18 protein-coding genes are annotated in these 20,826 nt (G+C 67.1%); 10 read left to right on the plus strand and 8 right to left on the minus strand.

The features are described from left to right. Positions 1-5: 5 nt before the first annotated feature. Positions 6-599 (minus strand): glycosyltransferase family 29 protein, encoded by a 594-nt coding sequence (locus tag AUL30_RS17260; protein WP_062229153.1) that lies wholly within the window; start codon positions 597-599, stop codon positions 6-8. 95 nt (positions 600-694) lie between these two features. Here AUL30_RS17260 and AUL30_RS17265 point away from each other — a divergent pair, with 95 nt between their 5' ends. Further along, positions 695-1,654, plus strand: a complete 960-nt coding sequence (locus tag AUL30_RS17265) for a glycosyltransferase family protein (protein ID WP_244490882.1) — start codon at positions 695-697, stop codon at positions 1,652-1,654. Here AUL30_RS17265 and AUL30_RS17270 read toward each other — a convergent pair. Both AUL30_RS17270 and AUL30_RS17275 read right to left on the minus strand, forming a co-directional pair. Then, positions 1,642-2,814 carry a glycosyltransferase family 4 protein gene (locus AUL30_RS17270; protein ID WP_062229154.1) on the minus strand — a complete coding sequence of 391 codons (1,173 nt, stop codon included), beginning with the start codon at positions 2,812-2,814 and terminating at the stop codon, positions 1,642-1,644. The genes AUL30_RS17265 and AUL30_RS17270 overlap by 13 nt on opposite strands. Further along, positions 2,814-3,929 carry a glycosyltransferase family 4 protein gene (locus tag AUL30_RS17275; RefSeq protein ID WP_083508033.1) on the minus strand — a complete coding sequence of 372 codons (1,116 nt, stop codon included), beginning with the start codon at positions 3,927-3,929 and terminating at the stop codon, positions 2,814-2,816. The genes AUL30_RS17270 and AUL30_RS17275 overlap by 1 nt, the downstream gene beginning before the upstream one ends. Between AUL30_RS17275 and AUL30_RS17280 the strand changes: the two genes are divergently transcribed. The 4 genes from AUL30_RS17280 to AUL30_RS19560 are packed head-to-tail and all read left to right on the plus strand — an operon-like array spanning position 3,915 to position 9,395. Next, on the plus strand, positions 3,915-5,981 hold the full coding sequence (locus AUL30_RS17280; protein ID WP_062229156.1) for an HAD-IIB family hydrolase: 2,067 nt from the start codon (positions 3,915-3,917) through the stop codon (positions 5,979-5,981). The two genes, AUL30_RS17275 and AUL30_RS17280, sit on opposite strands and share 15 nt — an antisense overlap. Continuing rightward, positions 5,963-6,826: a glycosyltransferase family 2 protein gene (locus tag AUL30_RS17285; protein ID WP_062229157.1), complete on the plus strand. Its 864-nt coding sequence runs from the start codon at positions 5,963-5,965 to the stop codon at positions 6,824-6,826. Before AUL30_RS17280 ends, AUL30_RS17285 begins: the two co-directional genes overlap by 19 nt. A gap of 17 nt (positions 6,827-6,843) precedes the next feature. Further along, positions 6,844-8,007 (plus strand): glycosyltransferase, encoded by a 1,164-nt coding sequence (locus AUL30_RS17290; RefSeq protein WP_062229322.1) that lies wholly within the window; start codon positions 6,844-6,846, stop codon positions 8,005-8,007. After that, positions 8,004-9,395 carry a bifunctional PIG-L family deacetylase/class I SAM-dependent methyltransferase gene (locus AUL30_RS19560; protein WP_083508034.1) on the plus strand — a complete coding sequence of 464 codons (1,392 nt, stop codon included), beginning with the start codon at positions 8,004-8,006 and terminating at the stop codon, positions 9,393-9,395. Before AUL30_RS17290 ends, AUL30_RS19560 begins: the two co-directional genes overlap by 4 nt. Positions 9,396-10,481: 1,086 nt before the next feature. Here the strand turns inward: AUL30_RS19560 and AUL30_RS17310 are convergent. The 5 genes from AUL30_RS17310 to AUL30_RS17330 are packed head-to-tail and all read right to left on the minus strand — an operon-like array spanning position 10,482 to position 14,775. Beyond that, positions 10,482-11,366, minus strand: coding sequence for a MurR/RpiR family transcriptional regulator (locus AUL30_RS17310; RefSeq protein ID WP_062229161.1), 885 nt, complete (start codon positions 11,364-11,366; stop codon positions 10,482-10,484). Positions 11,367-11,380: 14 nt separating this feature from the next. Then, positions 11,381-12,235, minus strand: coding sequence for an MBL fold metallo-hydrolase (locus tag AUL30_RS17315; protein WP_062229162.1), 855 nt, complete (start codon positions 12,233-12,235; stop codon positions 11,381-11,383). Beyond that, a complete protein-coding gene (locus AUL30_RS17320) occupies positions 12,232-13,182 on the minus strand; it encodes an NAD(P)-dependent oxidoreductase (RefSeq protein WP_062229163.1) in 951 nt (316 codons plus the stop codon). Before AUL30_RS17320 ends, AUL30_RS17315 begins: the two co-directional genes overlap by 4 nt. A gap of 4 nt (positions 13,183-13,186) precedes the next feature. Beyond that, the gene (locus AUL30_RS17325; RefSeq protein WP_062229164.1) at positions 13,187-14,140 is read right to left on the minus strand and encodes a shikimate dehydrogenase family protein; all 954 of its coding nucleotides are present in this window, start codon (positions 14,138-14,140) and stop codon (positions 13,187-13,189) included. Then, positions 14,137-14,775 (minus strand): glucose-6-phosphate isomerase, encoded by a 639-nt coding sequence (locus tag AUL30_RS17330; protein WP_062229165.1) that lies wholly within the window; start codon positions 14,773-14,775, stop codon positions 14,137-14,139. The genes AUL30_RS17325 and AUL30_RS17330 overlap by 4 nt, the downstream gene beginning before the upstream one ends. A gap of 221 nt (positions 14,776-14,996) precedes the next feature. Here AUL30_RS17330 and AUL30_RS17335 point away from each other — a divergent pair, with 221 nt between their 5' ends. From AUL30_RS17335 to AUL30_RS17355, 5 genes are all read left to right on the plus strand, one after another. After that, positions 14,997-15,962 (plus strand): substrate-binding domain-containing protein, encoded by a 966-nt coding sequence (locus tag AUL30_RS17335; RefSeq protein WP_062229166.1) that lies wholly within the window; start codon positions 14,997-14,999, stop codon positions 15,960-15,962. Between the two features lie 82 nt (positions 15,963-16,044). After that, positions 16,045-17,550 carry a sugar ABC transporter ATP-binding protein gene (locus AUL30_RS17340; protein WP_062229167.1) on the plus strand — a complete coding sequence of 502 codons (1,506 nt, stop codon included), beginning with the start codon at positions 16,045-16,047 and terminating at the stop codon, positions 17,548-17,550. Further along, positions 17,547-18,533 (plus strand): ABC transporter permease, encoded by a 987-nt coding sequence (locus AUL30_RS17345; RefSeq protein WP_062229168.1) that lies wholly within the window; start codon positions 17,547-17,549, stop codon positions 18,531-18,533. The genes AUL30_RS17340 and AUL30_RS17345 overlap by 4 nt, the downstream gene beginning before the upstream one ends. Before the next feature lie 5 nt (positions 18,534-18,538). Further along, a complete protein-coding gene (locus tag AUL30_RS17350; protein WP_062229169.1) occupies positions 18,539-20,062 on the plus strand; it encodes a xylulokinase in 1,524 nt (507 codons plus the stop codon). Beyond that, positions 20,059-20,823, plus strand: a complete 765-nt coding sequence (locus AUL30_RS17355; protein ID WP_157070275.1) for an SDR family NAD(P)-dependent oxidoreductase — start codon at positions 20,059-20,061, stop codon at positions 20,821-20,823. Before AUL30_RS17350 ends, AUL30_RS17355 begins: the two co-directional genes overlap by 4 nt. Positions 20,824-20,826: the final 3 nt, after the last annotated feature.

Below are 20,826 nucleotides of genomic sequence, written 5' to 3' on the forward strand. Positions count from 1 at the left end.
GCTGATTACGAGGGCATGATCGCCACGTCCCCCTGGCGCTCGCGCTGGCGCAGAAGGTCCCGCTCCGCCGACCAGGAATGTCCGCTCCACCCGGCAAAGCCGAAGCCGAACAACCGGATCGGCCCGTGCGAGCGGTCCGGCGCCTGGTTGAGCGCGGCCAGCGTCACCAGGAGCCCGGTGCTCGGAATGGTCGGCGTTGCCGCGCCGTGGACACGCAGCGCGGCTTCGGCCTCTTCGTGCAGCGCCGTATCCAGCATGTGAAAGCTGTGCCGAGGCAGCTTGCGCTTGAGGCTGCGGGTCCAGCACAGCTCGTCCGCGCGGTCGGCCAGTTCGGGAAAGGGAAAGAGGATCGTCCGTGCCGATCGGACGACGTCCCGTTCGCCGAAACCGGCTTCGCGCGCCCATTCCGCCGGCTGCCCACCCCGGTTGACGAGCGCCAGATGCGTGACACGCCGGCCTGCTGCGCGCCCGAAGGCCGGCGCGTTGTTGAACCGGATGACGCAGTCTGCCGCATCGATCATCGGCCCCTGTTCGGGCCGCACTCGGCCGTTACCGACGATGGAAATGGAGCCGGATGACGCATGGGGCAGGTCGAACATGAAGGACTCCGTTGAACTGTGGTGCCAACGCGATAGCTCGCACTTCGTTGCGGCCGCCCCGATCGGGCGCCGCCATCTCGAAAGGCCATGACCCGGTGCTGCAACGCTGCCCGCTCTGCCAATCCAGGAATATCGAGCCCACGCGCCGGGTCTTGCGCCATCGCGACGGCCGGCCGATCACCTACCCTGCAGCCTGCGCCGCGTGCGGGCTGCTCATCGATCCGGAGCGCTGCCACGGCCTTGCCGGCGCCCTGGCCCGCTGGTCCGCCGCCGGCCGTGTCGATGCTGCCTTGGGCTGCGGTTTTGGCATGGATGCCTACACGCTGCGCATGGCATCGACGCTGTTCCAGCAGCTCTTCGAGCCGCTGGGCGACAGCCAGGCAAAGGCCCTTGCCTTCCCCCATTCCGAGCATCCAGGCTGTGGCGCACTCATTCACGGGGGCGGGGCAGCGACAGCCGATATCAGCCTTGGCTATCTGTGCCGCCCGGACGCGGTCGACGCCATCCTGGCCGGAGCCGCGGTTCATCTGGCCTGGGCGCGCGAAATCGTGCTTTTGTGCGATGGCACTGCCCGCGTGCCGGCCCCCATGCCGAAGGGCGTGCGCATCGTCTACCGCCCGCTCGACGGCCATTTCGGCGATCAGCGCAACGCGCTGCAGGATCTGGCCGTCAGCGACTGGATCCTGCAGCTCGATGCAGATGAAACCTTCCGCCCGGAAGCAGGTCCGTTCCTGCGAGCGCTGGCTGCCCATGCAAGCGCGCAGGACATTGCCTCTATCGGATTGCCGAGGCGGAACTTTGTGGACGGCGTCCTCTCCGATGTCTTTCCCGACACGCAGTATCGGTTGAACCGCCGCGCCGTGCGCTTTGCCGGCCGCGTGCACGAGCGCCCCGACCGGCCGTGGCAAAGGAGCATGATCAGCCTCAACTGCGCGATCGAACATCACCTGTCACGACGGCACGTCGTCGAACGCTCGCACCGATACGACAGGATGGCGCCCGGCCAGGGCCGGTTGGAGGAGGAGGCTGCGCTCCTCCTGCCCTATCGCGACTGACTGCGGGCGATGGCGGCCCGGTAGAGATCGAGCGTCTCCCGGCCGAGGCTGGCCCGCGTGAAGCGGCTTGCCGCAGCGAGCGCGCGGTTGCGCATGCCCAGGCGATGTTCCGGCTCCGCGATGAGTGGGCGCAGCACCTCCACCAGCGCGGGCGCGCTCGTCTGCGACGCCAGAACGCCCCCGGCGCCGACGAAGGCACGGGCGCTCGCATCCGATGCGCTGGCCACCACGGCCCGGCCATAGGCCAGCGCCTCCTGGTAGACCAGGCCGAAACTCTCATAGCGCGAGGGCGCCACGACGATATGGGCCGCCGCATATTCGCGCATCAGATCCTCCTGCGGGCGGCGGCCGAGCGCCTCGATCCGCCGGGCCGCACCGGGCGCCAAACCCTCTGGAAGATCCTCCGGCGGCACGCCCAGCAAGCGGAGCCTGAAATTCGGAAGACTGCCGCGCTCCGCCTCCTCCGCAAGGATTCCGATGGCCTCGATCAGCTCCGGGAAGCCTTTGCGCTCCTCGGCCCGTCCGACGAACAACAGCCGGACGTCGCCGGTGCCCGGATAGGGCGCCTGCGCTGCGGCTTGCAGGAATTCAGGCGGCAGCGACAGGCCGATCGTCGCATGCGGCACATCCGGGTCGATGCCGTAATGCTGCGCCATGCGCGCGCCGTGATCCTGCGTGTTGGAGATGAGGCCGGCGCTGCCCAGCACCTGGCGGCGCTCCAGCCGGTCGGCGCTCGCATTGTCGATCCGGTCGCGCAAACGCTTCGCCGCCACGCGCGAATAAGCTGCGGGCGTCGAATTGCGCGTGACGAGCGGCAGGTCGGAGCGCCCCGTCAGCAAGGCTGCCGGCGCATACCAGTTGGTCGCCTCGACCACCGCGAAGGGGCGGGCGCGATGCGCCGCCAGGACGGCGCGCCGGAAGGCCAGCGGCGCGGCAAGGTGCCCTGCCCCGCCCCACTTGCGCAACCGCGCCAGGGCCCCGGTCTCGAACGCCGCGCCCAGGATGCGGACCCCGCCCTCGACCGTTTCGCCCGTGCGGTCCAGGGTGATGACCGTCATGTCGCAGCCCTCAGCCACCAGGCTTTCGGCGATTTCGCGGGCGGCGGTGGACAGCCCGCTGGGCGACGGCGGATAGTCCCAGGCCAGAAGACAGCAGCGCATCACGACTCCAGAAGCTTGCGATACAGGGCGATATAGGCCTCTGCCATACGGTCGGAGGTGAAGCGCGCATCGAAGGCGGCCCGGATGGAACGCCGGTCGAGTTCCGGGATACGGCCGAGCGCGCGGACGGCTTCCTCTTCGCTCGAGACGACGAACCCCGTCACCCCGTCTTGCACCACTTCGGGCACGGACCCGGCATTCCAGCCGATGACGGGCGTGCCGCAGGCCATGCTTTCGATCATGACCAGGCCGAAGGGTTCGGGCCAGTCGATGGGAAACAGAAGCGCCTCCGCTCGCTGCAGAAGCGTCTGTTTGGCGGCGTCGCCGAGCGGCCCTTCGTAGATTGCGTCCGGTCCGAGCAGGGGCGCCACCTGTTCCTCGAAATAGCGCGGATTGCCCACGTCGATCGTTCCGGCAAGGCGGATGGTTCGGCCGGCCGCCCGTGCCACGCGGATGGCCCGGTCCGGCCGCTTCTGATCCGTCATTCGGCCGATGAAGGCGACATAACCGCCATCGCCCCGGCCCGGCGCGTAGCGCGTGGCATCGATGCCGTGGTGAACGATCCCCGCGCGGTTGGCAGCCGGCAGCATATCCGATTGCGCCCTGGATATGGCGGCCACGGGAAGATCGGGGAACGCGTCGAAGAACAGCGTCCGGTCGAGCTGGTCGACGCGCCAGTGGATGGTTGTGACAGAGTGGCGCCGCCTCGGCCCCAGCAGCGCCGCATGAAAAAATTCACCATGACAATGGATGATGTCAAAGCGATCCATTTCCCGCCTTAGTTCCTCCATGCGCACTGCTTCCAGAACGGAAGGTGTTGACGGTGGAACATCTGAATATTTGCGTTCCAAGCTAAGCAAACTCGGTAGTTTTCCAACCTGCGGCACCTTTGCCGCACTGTCCGATGGGGCGAACAGCGTTACTTCCAATCCTGCCCTCATCAGAGCGACGGAGAGGTCGTGGACGATCCGCTCCGTTCCCCCATGGTCGGCAGGCGGTACAGGGAAAATGCTTGGGGCAACCTGTGCAACGCGGATTGGCAATGAGGTCTTGTGCGTGGCCGGCATACGCACTCCTGGTTTGGCGTAGAGGGAGCACGTATGTTCGTCTTGCATGTCGCACTTCAAGGGTGCCTCAAAGGATGCGACGTCCAGTACGGCCTGACTGCCGATACGGGCGGGCACATCCGCTACCTTCTCGATCTGGTGGAAGCGGCCGCCGAGCTGCACCCGACCCATCGCCACGTGATCGCGACCCGCCTCTTCGACGGGATGGGAGAGGCCTATACGCGAACGGTCGAGCCGTGCCGCCCGGGCGTGGAGATCATCCGGATCGCTTCGGCCAACCCCGCCTATCTTCCGAAGGAGGATATCCACACGGAAGTGGCGAGTTTTGCCGAGAACCTGATCGCCCATATCGAAGCCGGTGCCCGGCCGGACGTCATCCACGCGCATTACGCCGATGCGGCGCAGGTTGCGGCCATTGTTCGCCGGCGGCTCGGCATTCCCTTTGTCTTCACCGCCCATTCGCTGGGGCGGGTCAAGCAGGCCATGCTGGACGGCACCGGCGACATGACCGGCATGGCGCAGCGCATTGCCGCAGAAGAGCTCGCCCTGTCGCAGGCAAGCCTTCTAATCGCGTCCTCCCGGGACGAGGCGGAGGTGCAGTATGCGCTCTACGATGCGTATGATCCGGGGCGAATCCGCGTCCTGCCGCCCGGCAGCAATCTGTCGGCCTTCCGGAACGCCGTGCCGTCCGCCCGGATCGAGGCGGAGCTGGCGCGCTTCCTGCGCCAGCCGGATAAGCCCTGCATCCTGGCCATCGCCCGGCCCGTGCGCCGCAAGAACCTGACCGCGCTCATCGAAGCCTATGGCCGCAACGCCGCATTGCGGGACAAGGCCAATCTGATTCTGGTGGCCGGCACGCGCGACGATATCGAAACGCTCGACGGAGAGATGTCGAGCGTGATGGAAGACATGCTGCGGCTGATCGATCGCTATGACCTTTATGGCCAGGTGGCCTATCCCAAGCACCATTGCCCCCAGGACGTTCCGGGCTATTACGCCTATGCACGGGCCCGATGCGGGGTCTTCGTCAATCCGGCGCTGAACGAGCCCTTCGGCCTGACGCTCCTTGAAGCGTCCGCTGCCAGCCTTCCCCTTGTCGCCACCGACAGCGGCGGCCCGAACGACATTATCGAAACATGCGGGAACGGCGTGCTGGTCGATCCGCGCAACCCCGACGATATCGGCCGCGCGGCCCTGCGCATCATTGCCGACGAACGGCTCTGGAACCGCCTGTCGCGCGCTGGCGACGCCGCAGCGGCCGCCTATGACTGGGGCCGCCATGCGCGCCGTTATACAGGCCTTCTGAACGGGCTGAGGCAGCCGGCAGCGCTACAGCCGACACGCCCGAACAAGCTTCTCGTCTGCGATATCGACAACACGCTGGTCGGCTGCGGCGAAGGTATCCGGGCTTTCCGGGACTGGCGCCCCTCGCAGTCGGGCCTGTCCTTCGGCGTGGCGACCGGCCGCTCCTTCCACAGCGCCATGGCGATCCTGGAGCGGGAAGACATGCCACGGCCGCAGTTCCTCATCACCTCGGTCGGTTCGGAGATCTACCACCTCGACGCAAATGGGGTGACCTACAATTCAGACCGCGCCTGGCAGCGCCGCGTCGCCCGGAGCTGGGAACCGGACAAGGCGATGGCTTGCCTGTCCAATGTCGAAGGCATCATCCCGCAGGCGCCGTTGGAGCAACGGCCGTTCAAACTGTCCTATTTCTCGGACGGGCGGTCCGCCACGGCGGCGCAGGTACGGGTGCGACTGCAGAAGGCCGGCATCGAGGCCTCCGTGATACACAGCCATGGCCGCTATCTGGACGTGCTGCCCTCCGGAGTATCCAAGGGATCGGCGGTCGATTTCGTCCGCCGGCTCCTCCGCCTCCCGATCGAAGCGGTTATCGTGGCCGGGGATAGCGGCAACGATGTGGAGATGCTGCGCAGCGTTCCGCAATCCATCATCGTGGCGAACCATTCGGACGATCTGCCCAATCTTCCCGCGCTCCGCCACTCCTACGTCTCGCACGACACGCATGCGCGGGGCGTGATCGAAGGTGTCGCCCATTTCCAGATGCTCGCGGGAGTGCCATGCAAGGCAGCGTCCTGACCCTCGTGCGTGGCCGCGACGGCCATCTGCGCAATCTGATGCGCAGCCTGCAGGCACAGACGGTCCGCCCGCTCGAACTGATCATCGCCTATATGCAGGATGCCCCCGTCCACGACCTGCCGGATCCGGGCTGCCCGGTGCGCGAGATCATCGTGGATGGCGAGCCCATGCCCCTGGCGCGGGCCCGCAATGCCGCGGCGGCCGCAGCAGCGGGTGAGGTCCTCATCTTCCTGGATGTCGATTGCATCGCATCGCCCGGCCTGACCGGAGCCTATCTCGACGCAGCGTCCGCTGCGCGGGGATTGTTCCTAGGCGAGGTCCTGTACCTGCCGGGCGGCGCCGTCGGTGACGCGCTGGACTATGGCCGCCTCGACCGGCTGGGCCAGCGCCACCCGGCCAAGCCGGACATGCCCGCCACCGGCCTTCGGGCAGAGGAAGACAGCGGCGAATTGTGGGGGCTGTCCTTCGCGCTTGCCGCAAGCGAGTGGGCGGCGCTCGGCGGCATGGACGAGGCCTTCACCGGCTATGGCGCCGAAGAAACGGATTTCGCCGCCCGCGTCGGCGCTGCCGGCCTGCCCGTCTACTGGACGGCGGGCGCGCGGGCCTATCATCAGCACCATCCCGTCCACATTCCGCCGCTGCACCACTTCGACCACATCCTGCGCAACGCGGCCCTGTACCGGGAACGGCATGGGCGCTGGTGCATGGATTACTGGCTGGGCCAGTTCGCGCAGGCCGGGCTGATCGACTGGAGCCTCGATGCCGAGGCGATCGGCGTGCGGCGGCGTCCGACGGCGGACGAGGTCGCCGCCGCGCGGCAGCCCGATCACATCCTCTATTCCTGAAGCGGAGACGCATGTCCGTGACCAAGCCGATCGCCTTCTTCGTCCACCATCAGGGGCGCGGTCATGCCAACCGCACCATGGCGCTCATCGAACGCATGTCACCGGACAGGCCCGTCACCATCCTGACGGCCGGCCCGGAACTCTTCGACGGGTTCGAGCGGCCGGTCGACATCGTCCGCCTGCCGAACATGATCGGGGCGGCGGTGCCCACGCCGCGCCTCTTCGCCGAGCCGACGCCGCAAGTCATGCATTGCGTGCCGCTCGGCCTGGCCGAGATGCGCCGGACCATGCGCCTGATCGTCGACGCGCTGGACGAGCGGGATGTCGGCCTGTTCGTGGTGGACGTGTCGGCGGAAATCGCCCTCCTCTCGCGCATCGCCAGCACGCCCTGCGTCCAGATCCGCATGCACGGGGACCGGTCGGATATCGGCCATATCGGCTCCTACGAAGCCTGCGTCGGCATGCTGGCCCCGTTCGACGAGCGGCTGGAACAGGCGGATTATCCGCCCGAGCTGCGAGCCAAGACATTCTATAGCGGCGGCCTGTGCACCACGCGCGAGCCCGTTGCCGAGCGGGCCGAGGCGCGGCGGCGCCTCGGGCTCGATCCGTCCCGGGAAACCATCGTCGTCCTGACCGGCGGCGGCGGCGCCGGCACGCCCTATGCGCCGCTGACGGTCGGCGCTCGCGCGGCGCCCGACGCGCTATGGCTGGTGCTCGGCCCCACGCTGGAAGAAGGCCACGAGACCGATTTTGCCAATCTGCAAAAGCTCGGCTGGGTCCCCAACGTCACCGATTACCTTGCCGCGGCCGATATCGTCATCGCCTCGGCGGGCGACAATACGGTCCACGAAGTGGCCCGCGCCGGCGGGCGGCTCGTCGTCATGCCCGAATGGCGCTACTTCAGTGAGCAGCACCGCAAGGCGGAAGCGCTCACGCGCATCGGCGCCGCGGCGTCCTGCCCTGCCTGGCCGGGCGATTTCGACGCATGGCGCAGCCTTTTAGGCCAGGCTCGGGCCCTCGACCCATCGGTTCTGCAAAGCCTCCACGCGCCCGATGCGGCATCCCGCGCCGCCGCCTGGCTCGAGGATTTGACGCAGACGCTGTGGCGGGGCGCTGAGCGCCCCGACCGCAGCGAGCCCGGCCTGCCGACGCCCCTGCAAAGGCCGGCCAACGCGGCATGAGCACGAAGGGCACCTATGGTGGCTGGACGCGGGCGATGGACGCCGCGCCCTGTGCGGCGCCAGGCCTTCTAACTGGGCCGGGTGGGCTCGTTGTTCTGTCGCCGCACCCGGACGACGAGACACTCGGTTGCTCGGCGCTTATCAGGGATGCCGCCGCCCGTCGGCTCCCGCTCGGCATCGTGGCGGTCACGGACGGCGAAGGCTCGCATCGCCAGTCACCGCATATATCGCCGGCCGAGCTTGCGGCCATCCGCACCTTGGAGCAGGAGGCGGCCGTGGCGGAGCTTGCCGGACCGGCCGCGCAATGGCTGCGCCTCGGCCTGCCGGATGGCGCAAGCCGCTACGATTCGCGATGGGACGACGCCATCGCTGCGGTCGAGGCCTTCTGCCTGCGCCTCGGGGCCACGGCTGTCGCGGCCCCGCACCCGGACGATCCGCACCCCGACCATCATGCAACGGCCGAAATGGTCCTTTGCCTGCGCGAGCGCCTGCCCGGACTGAGAGTCCTGTTCTATGAGATCTGGTCCTATCGCCTGGGGGTGGATGCGCCCTTCCGCAATGCCGGACTCAGCGCCTTCCGCACGCCGACGCCGCGGGACGACAAGCGCAGAGCGCTGGCCTGCCATCGCAGCCAGCTTGGCCTGGTGGTTCCCGATAGCGAGGGTGCGTTCCGCCTGCCCGATTGGTTCTTGAAACAACATGATGGACCGCTGGAGCGGATCGCGTGGCTCGACATGCCGGGACAGTGTCCCAAGGCCGATCATTTCGACCGGCTCTATGCGGACGGCGCCGATCCCTTCGGAGTCCGTGACCGGCACTACGAATTGGAAAAGCGGGCGGCATCGGCAAGGGTGCTGGCGCGCGAGCGCTACTGCCGCGTCCTCGAGCTCGGCAGCGGTGAAGCCCATTTGTCACGCGATCTTCTGGCCGCCGGCATGGCCGTTGAGGCGATCGGCGTGGACCGTTCCGCCGGCGTGGTCGCGCAGGCGGCACGGGATGCGCCGGACGGTTTGAGCCTTATCGTCGGATCGCTCCCGGACGATCTGCCACAAGGTCGGTTCGACCTCATCCTCCTGCCGGAAATCCTCTACTATCTGTCGGAAGCCGAGCTGCGCCGGCTCGCCGCGCGGCTGCCGCACCATCTGACCGACGACGCGCAGATCCTGATCGTCAGCTATCGCGGCCCGACCGACACGCCGCTCGACGGCATCGCCGCCGCCGATTTCCTCATGGCCTCGCTCGGTGCGGTGCTGCGGCCCGTCACGCGGCAGGATCATCCCGCCTATCGGCTGGATCTTCTCGCATACGATCCCGGATGCGCAGAAGATCGGGCAGGTGGCGCACAAGATCGGAGTGGCGTAAGCGCCGTCGCGCAAGGCGCGGACTGAGCTCTTCCACCTGCATCCAGGCGAGCCCGTCCCCCGCTTCGGCAAGGCGGCCGATGCCCTCGCCCGGCACATCCAGGAAGGCCAGGAGCCGCAGGCGTTCCGAGCGGCCGGCAGCGCTAAGGAAGGCCTTCTGCGCCTGCAGGCGCGTCAATAGGGCAGCGGGCGGCTCCAGGAGTTCGTCCACGAGGGGGTCCACCTCTTCCCGGCTGCGCTTCAATTCGTCCGACAGGCCGCCGGGTGCCCGCCCATCGAGCCGGCATGATGTCAGAACCTGTGGCCCGTCGCTGTAGCGAATGCGCATTTCCATGGCGGCGCAGAGGCGGCGCAGTGCCCTGTCCTCCCCGCTGACCGGCGTCGGCAATCCGCCGATGCGCTCATAGGCCCGCGACGTGATGGCAAAGTTCGCGCCGCCAATATTGCCGTGATGCGGCCAGGGATTGTCGGCATCGGGCAGGATACGTTCGGCGATTTCCCGGCTGGACACCCGATACTCGCGCACGACGCGGTCGGCGTCCGGGTCCGATGGCGGCAGGCAAGCGGCTTCGGCCTCAATGAAGCCGATGGCCCCGCAGATGAGGTCGAAGCCCTCCGCCAAGTGCCCTTCATAGGCACTGCGCAAGCCGGGTTGCACCAACGTGTCCGCATCCGTCGACAAAAGCGCGGCCTGCGGCGCCAGAGCATGGGCAAGGTCCATGGCCAGGCGCCGCGCGCGCGGGGCAGATCCTGTCCCCGGCTCAAAATCGCCGTCGATCAGGAGGACGGGCCGCCGCCAGCCTGCCAGAGCACGCAGGGCGTTGCCGGCCGTATCGTCGCGGCAGCCATTCGTCAGAAGGACAAGGCCGTCACTTTGCCCGAGCTCCCGGTCGAGCGCGGCGATGCTGGCGGCGACGCGGCTTTCCTCGTCACGGGCGGGGATACAGGCCACCAGCCCGCATTCCGCAAACTCCGCAAAGCCGGAACCGGCATGGACGAATCGGCTGTCGAAGGGGGACTGGGCGAGCATCGCCTCGACGTCATTGCCAAGCGGCGCCATTCCCATCCCCGACCCATCCTCTTCGACGACGCATCATATGGGACGGGTTGCCGTCAGAACCATTGGTTCTTCCGCATCTGGCTCAAATAGCGCTTCATGCGGATCAGCCTTTGGCTTTCCACGCGGCCGAGCCGCCGCGCGACGAGCGTCGACAGGATGTCCACCACCACCAACGCGGCGATGCGCGATGTGGTGGGCGTGTAGATATCCGTATTGTCGAGGGTCTCGACGTTCAGGATGATGTCGGAGTAATTGGCAAGCGCCGTGTGCGAAGCGCCGGTGATGGCGATCACCTTGGCGCCCTGTTCGCGCGCCAGGCGCGCCAGTTCCACGATGGACAGGGTCGCGCCGGTGTTGGAAATCGCCACCGCGACATCCCCCGGGCGCAGCATCGACGCGGCCATCAATTGTTGATGGCTATCCATCGTGGCGTGGCATGGCACGCCGAGCAGCGGAAATTTTTGCTGCAGGTCCTGCGCCACGATGGCCGAGGCGCCGAAACCGAAAATCTCCACGCTGCGGGCCGTCAGGATCAGCTCCACCGCCGCGTTCATCTGCGTAATGTCGAGGTGGTGACGCGCCCAGTCGAGGGAGGTCATGGTGTAGTCGAAGATCTTGGCGACCACTTCCTGCGGGCCGTCCTCCTCGGCAATGGCCGACTGGGTTGCCGGTGTTCCGAGGGCAAGGCTCTGGGCAAGCCTGATCTTGAAGTCCTTGTAGCCTTCGCAGCCAATGGCCGAGCAGAAGCGGATGACGGTCGGCTGGCTGACCTCGGCCAGCTCGGCCGTCTCAGCCACGGTCGCATTCAGGAAACGATGCGGGTTTTCCAGAATCGCATCGGCGACCCGGCGGTCGGACTTGCGCAGATCCGGCCGCATCATGCGCATCGTCTCCAGGACGTTGCGCCCAGTTATGATGGTGTCCGCCTGGTTGCTCATTGCCTATGCCCGCTTCAATCCTGTGCCAGACCATAGACAAGGCCGGTCTCAGCCGCCACTGCATGCGCAAGCGCGCTGTCGCGGGCAGCAGCCTCCACCGCAGCCCGCGGCACCGTATTGAAGTCGAACATGCCGAAATGATGGGCGATCAGCGCATCGATGCCGGCGGACCGGCATAGAAGGATCGCTTCCTCCATCGTCAGGTTGCCGGGCACGCCGCCGGCGGCGCGCTCGGCATCGCGCCCGTTGACGGGCATGAGGGCAAGATCGGCGCCGAGCGCCGCCAGTTCGGCGGACTGGCCCTCGAAGGGGATCGTGTCCCCCGTGTGAAGGATGGTCGCACCGCCGATCCGCATGGCAAGGCCGAGAAAGAGATGGTTGCCATCGCCGTCGCGCTCGATCCGTTCATGCGCCGCGCGAACCGCACGGATGCGAAGGCCCGGCAGCGCCAGTTCATCGCCCGCATCCATCCCGTGCAGGCGGCCGGGCGCGATGCCGGAGCGGGTGGCCGCCACGGCAAGGCTCGCCCGCGGCACGACGAGCACCGCGTCCGGATTGGCCTCCAGCAATGGCGGCAGCGTCCCCAGATCGAGATGGTCCGTATGGGCATGCGTCGCCAGAACGGCATCGACATGTCTGATCTCATCCGCCGCGACGGGCGGCGGCATCATCCGACTGTGCGGGTAGCGCGTGCCGGCATATTTCTGCGCCAGGCTGTCGGACAGGTAGGGATCGATCACCAGCCGGCGGCCCCCGCCCTCGATGACGAAACCCGCCTGCCCGAGCCAGAACAGGCGAATGGCGGCCTGCGGGGGCTGCGCAAGATAGGCCGCAAGCGGTGCCTTCAGCGGGCTTACGGTCAGCGTCACGCCGTCGCCCGCCGTTCCGCGCCATCCGCCAGATGCGCCAGGAGATTGTCCACCGCGGCCTCGGTGGCACGGTGGACGCTCGCATCCGTCAACCCGCCGATGTGGCTCGTCGCGATGACTCGCGGATGTGCCGCAAGCCCGCCGGCCGAAGGCGGCTCGACGGCAAAGACATCCGTCGCGTAGGTTGCAAGGGCGCCCCGGTCGAGCGCCTGGAGCAGCGCTTCCTCTTCCACGAGCTGGGCGCGCGCGGTGTTGATCAGGATGGCGTCGCCCTTCATCCGTGCCAGCGCCGCGCCGTCGATCATGGGCCGGCCGTCCGCCGGCATCGGACAATGCAGGCTGACGATATCGGCCCGGGGCAGGAGTTCATCCAGTTCCACGAAGGCGACATCCGCCGCCAGCGCGCCGAGCGCAGGGCGGAACGGATCGACCGCCAGGACGGTGGCGCCCATGGCGAGCATGGTCCGCGCGACACGCCGCCCGATGGCCCCCATTCCGACGATGCCGACGACCGCGCCGTCGATTTCCCGCCCCTTGGGCCGGGGCCATTCGCCGGCCCGCACGCCGGCCGCGACCTGCGGCAGGTGACGGCAGGCCGCAAGGGCGAGCGCCACGGCAAGTTCGGCCACGCCGGCCGCATTGGCCGCCATGGCCCTGGCAACGGCGATGCCCCGCTCTTCCAGGTGCCCGAGCGGCAGATTGTCGATGCCCGATCCGTTGCGGCTGATGATGCGCAGCCTTTCGGCCGCTGCCACAACGGCGGGCGAAACCGGCTCCACACCGGCCAGCCATCCGTCGATCTCTGCGATAAGCTCGATGAGTTCGGCTTCGCTCGGCATCTGCCCGGGCCGGCAGAAGACGAGTTCATGCCCCGCATGTTCGAGGCGGCCGAGAACCTGCGGCGGCTCGGCCGTCAGGGAACGCGGCGTGACGAGGATACGGGCCATTGCGTCAACCCCGCACCGTGTCGAGCGCGACGCGCGTCAGGCGGTCGATGGTCCCCGCATCCGTGCCGATGCGGATGTGGAAGACTTCGGCGATCACCTGCGTCCAGCCGTGGATGAAATAGGTCCAGCCATCCACGATCGTCAGGTTCCGCGCCTCCGCCTGGCTGCGCGCCTGATCCAGGAAGATGAGATCGCCGCGGTAGTTCAGATCCCAGACGACGGCATCCTGCGGGAAAATGGCGGCATCGGTGAACGGCGAGCCCGGCGCATCCTTGCCGAGCCCCGTCGCATTGATGACGAGCGAGCCCGGCCGCAGCGTTGCCAGAACGGCATCGTTGTCCGCCGGCGTCGGGGCGAGCACATAGTCCAGGGGAACGTCGGTCGGTATCTGCGTATGGATATGCGCGATTTCGTCGAGCCGCGGCCGGGACCGGTTCGAGACGACGATCCGGTGCGGCACGTCCGCCCCGCGCTCCTGGCGCATGAGGTGCCAGGTCAGGGCGATGGTCGAGCCGCCGGCGCCGATGGAGTAGAGGTCCGCGCCCGTCCTGGCGAAGTAACCCTCGCCCAGGAAGCCGTCTATCGCCAGCCCGGACGAAATCGGGTCCTTGGCATGGCAGACGAGCTTGCCGCCTTGCTTGGAAATGCAGGAGGTTTCCTTCAGCAATTGCGCGAAGGGATCGATCTCGTCGAACATGTCGCGGCAGGCGTTGAAGAGGTCGATCTTGTGCGTCGTCACCAGCGCGCCGGCCGACATGGGATCGTCCCGAATGAAGGCGACCGCCGCGCGATAGGCTTGCGGATCGGCATGCAGCGGAAAGTCGATGCCCTTGATCTCGACATCGCCGAGGCCGAGTTCCCGCGCCCAGGCGGGAAAGACCTTCATGATGGAGCTCTTGGCGGTCGTCACGCCGATGAAGTAGAGCGTCGGACGCTCAGCGGGTTCATAGATCGTCATGCCGCCACGCCTTCCGGAGCCAGGATGGCGTCGATTTCGGCCCTGGTGCGGTTGCGCCAGTCGGGGTTGTCCTGCGTGGTCCAACCGCCGGCCCCATCGTCCACGATGCGGTACCGCATGCCGCCCGAGCGTTCGATGATTCCGTAATCCTGGCCCGAATCCGCCGGATAGGCGAAGAACATGACGAGGTCTTCGCGCCCCACATTGACCGACCGGTGGATCCAGTAAGGCGGGACGTAGCAGACCTGGCCCGGCGCCATTTCGATGATCTTGCTGGTGCCGTCCGGGCTTTCGAGCTGCATCAGCCCTTTGCCCGACAGTGTATGGTAGATTTCCGGACGGTCGCCACGCGCGTGGATATGGCCGCGCGTCAGGAAATACTCGTCGCCGACCTTGCCCGGCTCCATGCGCGTCACGCCCATGATGAGGTCCGACGTCTTCGCCCCGGGCGTATAGGAAGTCACCTCGTAGGCCACCTCGTCCGCGCGTCGATCGAGAATCGCGGCAAAGGCATCCGCATCCCTGTACAGGCCGGCTAGATCGCGGAAATGCTTCTGGTAATGCCCGTTGGCATTGTCCAGACGCCCCTGTTCAACCGCGATATCGCACAGCCAAGGCTCAGCGAACTCCATCAAACCCTCCCAATTTACGTAACTCTGATACGTGATTTGCCCAATCATTGGCACGCAACAAGCAGCTTATCAACCTATCTCGTAATTTTGCTACATTTCTGGAAAGTTTTCGGTTGACCGGTTGCGGTCGCGCGACTAGCGTCCTGTTCCAGGGTTCGGCAGGTGGCGGCAACCGGGAGTGATGGTTTCCGCCGGCCCCGCCGAACTGACCTTGGGAGGATGACATGAAGCTTGCTGCCCTCGTCGGCGCCCTTGCGGGTGCCACGATGATGACGTCTGCCGCTATGGCGCAGGAATCCTGCTCCGTCGGCATTTCCATGTACACGCTCGGCGCGCCCTATTTCGCCGCGCAGGAAGTGGCCGCCCGCCAGGCGGCGGAAGCGGCCGGCTGCACCGTGCGCTCGGCCGACGGCCAGAACGACATGGTCAAGCAGATCGGCGATATCGAGGACATGGTCGCCTCGGGCGTCAATGTCCTGATCGTCAACCCGCGTGACTCGCTGGGCCTCGTCCCGGCCGTGAACGCCGCGACGGCCGAAGGCGTGCATGTGGTCGCCATGGATTCCATGCTGGATCCCTCCGCCGACTTCATCACCAACGTGTCGGCCTCCAACGAGGCGAACGGCAAGCTCGTCGGCGCCTGGCTCGCCCAGAAGATGGGCAACACGCCACTCAAGATCGCGCTGATCTCCGGCTCGCAGGGCAATGTCGTCGGCCAGGCTCGGCGCCTCGGCGTCCTGACCGGCCTCATGGACGCGCTCCTGACCAACAACGGCAGCGCCAACGTCCAGATCGTCGGCCAGGGCTGGGGCAACTGGGCCACCGAAGGCGGCCTGAACGCCATGGAAGATCTTCTGACCGCCCATCCCGACATCAACGTCGTCCTGGGTGAAAACGACTCCATGGTGATCGGCGCGCGCGAAGCGCTGAAAGCCGCCAACCGGCTGGACGGCGTTTTGCTCGTGGCGGCGGCCGACGGCCAGAAGGAAGCCTACCAGCTCATCAAGAATGGCGAATATGGTGCAACCGGCCTGAACGATCCGGCCGCGCTCGCCAAGATGGCGGTGGATATCGGCGTGAAGGCCCTGAACGGCGAGGAACAGAACCTCACCAAGTTCACCTTCACGGATCCGGCCGCCGTGACGCAGGAGAATGTGGACCAGTACTACAAGCAAGACTCCATGTTCTGACGATGACCCGGTGATGCACGGGCCGCCGGGACAGGTTCCGGCGGCCCGTCCCGGCATTTCAAAGACCAGGAGGGACGAAGCCTTGGCGGCGCTGATCCAGCTCGAGAACATCACCAAGTCCTTTGCCGGTATCCACGCTCTGACCGATGTGGACTTCGATCTGAATGCAGGCGAAGTCCATGCGCTGGTGGGCGAAAACGGGGCGGGCAAATCCACCCTGATGCGCGTTTTGGGCGGCGAGTTCCGGCCCGATGCGGGCCGCACGCTGATCAACGGGGCGGAGGTGCGGCTTTCCGGCCCGACCGACGCCATCCGCCGTGGCATCTCCGTCATCCACCAGGAAATGGCCCTTGCGCCGGACCTGACGGTGGCCGAGAACATCTTTCTGGGCGTGCTGCCGGCCGCGATCAACTGGCGCAGCCTGAACGAGCGCGCCCGTGCGCTCATCCAACGTCTCGGCTTCGACATCGCCCCCGGCGAACAGGTCTCCGACCTGTCGGTGGCCCATCAGCAGGTGGTGGAGATCGCCAAGGCGCTCTCGCGCGATGTGCGTGTGATCGTCTTCGACGAGCCGACCGCCGTCCTGTCGACGGGCGATGCGCGCCGCCTCCTGCAGATCATCAAGGATCTGCGCGGCCAGGGCGTGGGCATCGTCTATATTTCCCACCGGCTGGACGAGATCTACGAGATTGCCGACCGGATCACCGTCATGAAGGACGGCCGGCGCGTGGGCACCGTCACTCCCACGGACACCCCGGTGGACGGGCTCATCCGCATGATGGTCGGTCGGCCGCTGTCCCAGCTCTTCGGCGACAAGCCGCACACGACGCTGGGGGAAGAGATCGTGCGGGTCGAAGGGCTGACACTGCCCAATGGCGTGCGGGATGTGAGCTTCTCCATCCGGCGGGGCGAGGTCGTCGGGCTCGGCGGGCTGGTCGGCTCGGGCCGCAGCGAAGTGGCGCGCGCCCTGTTCGGCGCCGACCCGATCCGCAGCGGCACCATCGTCCTGAAGGGGGCGCCCTTCAAACCCCGCAACCCCCGCCAGGCGGTGCGGCGCGGCATCGGCCTGGTGCCTGAAGACCGCAAGGCACAGGGTGTCGTCCTGGACATGGCCATCCGCGAAAACGCCACCATGGCGGATGCCTCCCGCGTGACGCGGGCCGGCTTCTTCCGGGCCGGCGCCGAGCGCCGCCTTGTCCAGTCGCTGATCGCCTCGCTGCGGATCAAGCTGCAATCCATGAACGATCCCGTCTCCAGCCTGTCCGGCGGCAACCAGCAGAAGGTCGTCCTGGCCAAGTGGTTCAACACCGGGCCGGACCTCATCATCCTGGACGAGCCGACCCGCGGCGTGGATGTGGGGGCCAAGACGGAAATCTATTCGCTGATCCATCGCCTGGCCTCGGAAGGCAAGGCGGTGATCGTCATTTCATCGGAGCACGCCGAACTGTTCGGCCTGTGCGACCGCGTCCTCGTCATGGGCGAAGGAACGCTGCGCGGCGAGCTCCTGCCGCCCGATTTCGAAGAAGAAAAACTTCTGACCCTGTCGATGACGGGCCAGCACCAACAGGCCCCGGAGGCCCGGACATGAGCGAGAACACGGTCACCTTCAACGAGGCCGAGAAGACCCGTCGGTTCAACTTCGGCAAGGCGTTCCGGCAATACGGGACCTTCGTCATCTTCGTGCTGCTCATCCTGCTCGCGCAGGCGCAGTCGGATGCCTTCCTGACCGAGCGCAACGTGATGAACGTCCTGCGCCAGATGTCGGGCATCGGCGTCATGTCCATCGGCATGCTCTTCGTCATTCTGACGCGCGGCATCGACCTGTCGGTCGGCTCCATCGCGGCGCTCGGCGCCGTATCGACGGCCATTCTCCTGCAATCCTATCCGCTGCCGGTCACGCTCGCCATGGTCGTCGGCATCGGCGCGGCCTGCGGCCTGATTTCCGGCGTCTTCATCGCCTTCTTCCGCCTTCCGGCCTTCGTCATCACGCTCGCCATGATGACGGCGGCGCGGGGCTTCGCCCTCATCCTGTCCAACGGCCAGCCGATCATGCTGGGCGAAGCCGGCCGCCCGCTGCAGGCCTTCGGCACCTCCTACACGCTCGGCGTGCCGCAGCCGGCGCTGCTCATGCTCGCCTGCTTCGCCATCGCCTTCGTGGTGCTGAACTTTACGCGCTTCGGCCGCATGGTGAAGGCGATTGGCTCCAACGAAGAGGCCGTGCGCCTGTCCGGCATCCAGGTTCCCTGGTACGTCCTGTCGGTCTATGTCATCTCCGGGGCGCTTGCGGCAGTGGCCGGCGTGCTCGTCACCTCCCGCTCGGGTGTCGGCTCGGCCTCCGTCGGCGCGGGCAACGAGCTCGATGTCATCGCTGCGGTGGTGATCGGCGGCGCCAGCCTGATGGGTGGGCGCGGCGGCGTCATCAACACCTTCATCGGCGTGCTGATCCTCGGCGTGATCGGCAACATCATGAATTTGGCCGGCGTCCCCGGCTACCATCAGCAGGTCTATCTCGGCGTCATCATCGTCGCCGCCGTGGTCCTGCAGCATGGCACCACGCTTCTGCGGCGCTGATAGCCATGCAGGCAAGCATCGCAATCGACATCGGCACGGGATCCACCCGAGCCGCCCTGATGGGGATGGACGGCAGGGTGATCACCATCGCCGCCCGCCCCTACGACCAGATCGTGCCGGCCTTCGGCTGGTCCGAGCAACGGCCCGACGACTGGTGGGCCGCCGCCGTGGAGACGCTACGCACCGTCACGGACCACGCGCGAGCGGAAGGAATTTCGATCGAGTCCGTCTGCGCCTGCGGCCAGATGCACGGCACGGTCCTGGTGGATGCCGACGGGCAGCCCGCGCGCGATACGGTACCGCTGTGGAACGACAAGCGCACGCTGGATTACGTGACGCGGTTCGAGCGGCAGGAAAAATCGGCCAACTGGCTGGCGCTGACCGCCAACCCGCCGACGCCCGCCTGGCCGGCCTTCAAGCTGCAATGGCTGCGCGATCATGACCCCGCCGCCTATGCGCGCGCCACCACGGTCATGATGCCCAAGGACTATGTGAACCTGCGGCTGACCGGTCGCCGTGCCATGGACTGGACGGATGCCGCCTGCTCCTTCCTGGTCAACAGCGAAACGCGCCAATGGTCGCGCAGGGTCTTCGAGCGGCTTGGGCTCGATATCGCCAAGATGGCCGACATCGCCATGCCGACCGATATTCTCGGCACCGTCACCCGGGAGGCGGCGGCCCTGACCGGGCTGGCGGAGGGCACGCCGGTCCTTGTCGGCGCGGCAGATTTTCCCGTTGCCATGCTGGGCTCCGGCGTCTGCCGGCCGGGCCTTGCATCGGAAGTCGCCGGCACCTCGTCCATTGTCACGCTTCTGGCGCACGAGCCCGTGCTCGACCCGGAAATCAGCAATGTCGGCACGCCGGAAGGCAATTGGGGGGCCTTCGTTCTTCTGGAGGCAGGCGGCGACAGCGCACGCTGGGCGCGCCGGACATTCCACGGCGACACCCTGTCCTACGCGCAGATCCTGGATGCGGCTGCGCAGTCCAGGGCCGGGGCGGGCTCGCTCTTCTTCCTGCCTTATCTCGTGGGCGAGCGGCTCGGCGCGCACCGCAATTCGCGTGCGCAGTTCTTCGGCCTCGGCGCGGGCCATGGGCTCGACGACATGCATCGCGCAGTGCTGGAAGGCGTTGCCTTCGCGGTGAACCGGCATCTGCGCGTCATGGAACGTGCAACGGGCACGGAGCCGGAGCTGCTCATCGCCTCGGGCGGCGGGGCCAAGGCGGATCTGTGGCTTAAGATAAAGGCGAGCGTCTACCAAAAGCCGATCCTGATCCCGGAAGAGGCCGAGTGTGGCCTGGTCGGCTGCGCGATCCTGTCGGCCGCCGCCGCAGGGCGCGGCAGCATCGAGGAGGCGGCCGGCCGGCTCGTCCGCCATTCCCGCCGGGTCGATCCGGATCCGCGCTGGAGCGATGTCTATGCGCGGATGCAACCCGTCTACGACCGCCTCTATGGCGAGGCGCAGCAGTTTTACGACGATCTTGACGCGCTCGACGCGGCGAACCGGTCAGAAGGGGACAATCTGCAATGAGTATCATGAGCCGCTTCAGCCTTGCGGGGCGCACGGCGCTCGTCACGGGCGGCGCCCGCGGCATCGGCTTGGCCACCTCCACGGCCCTGGCGGAAGGCGGCGCGGCGATCATCCTGGTCGATCGTGACGGCGAGGCCGCGGAAAATGCGGCCGCGCAGCTGCGTGAGCGCGGCTTCGACGTGGTGGCCTACCCGCTGGACGTGACCCGCTCGGCCGATGTGACGGCGCTCGCCGACCGCTATTCGCATGTCGACATCCTCGTCAACAATGCCGGCATTGCGCGGTCCAACATCCGTGCGGAAGACATGACCGACGATGAATGGACCAGCGTCGTCGATATCAACCTCAACGGCATGTTCTGGTGCTGCCGTGCCTTCGGGCGCCATATGCTGGAGCGCGGGCGCGGGGCTATCGTCAATGTCGGCTCGATGTCCGGCTTCGTGGTCAACCGTCCACAGGAACAGGCGCAATACAACGCGTCCAAGGCGGCAGTGCACCAGTTGACCCGCTCCCTCGCCGCCGAATGGGCGCCCCGGGGCGTGCGCGTCAACGCCGTGGCGCCCACCTATATCGAAACCGAGATGACGCGTTACGTCTATGACAGCCCGGAGCTCATGCAGCACTGGATCGGCGGCACGCCGCAGAACCGCATGGGCCAGCCGGACGAGATCGCCGCCGTCATTCTTTTCCTGGCCTCGGACGCCGCGAGCCTGATGACGGGCTCGATCGTGCTGGCCGATGGCGGCTACACCTGCTGGTAGGAT

It is taken from the genome of Aureimonas frigidaquae, from assembly GCF_001463905.1.
Classification (GTDB): domain Bacteria; phylum Pseudomonadota; class Alphaproteobacteria; order Rhizobiales; family Rhizobiaceae; genus Aureimonas; species Aureimonas frigidaquae.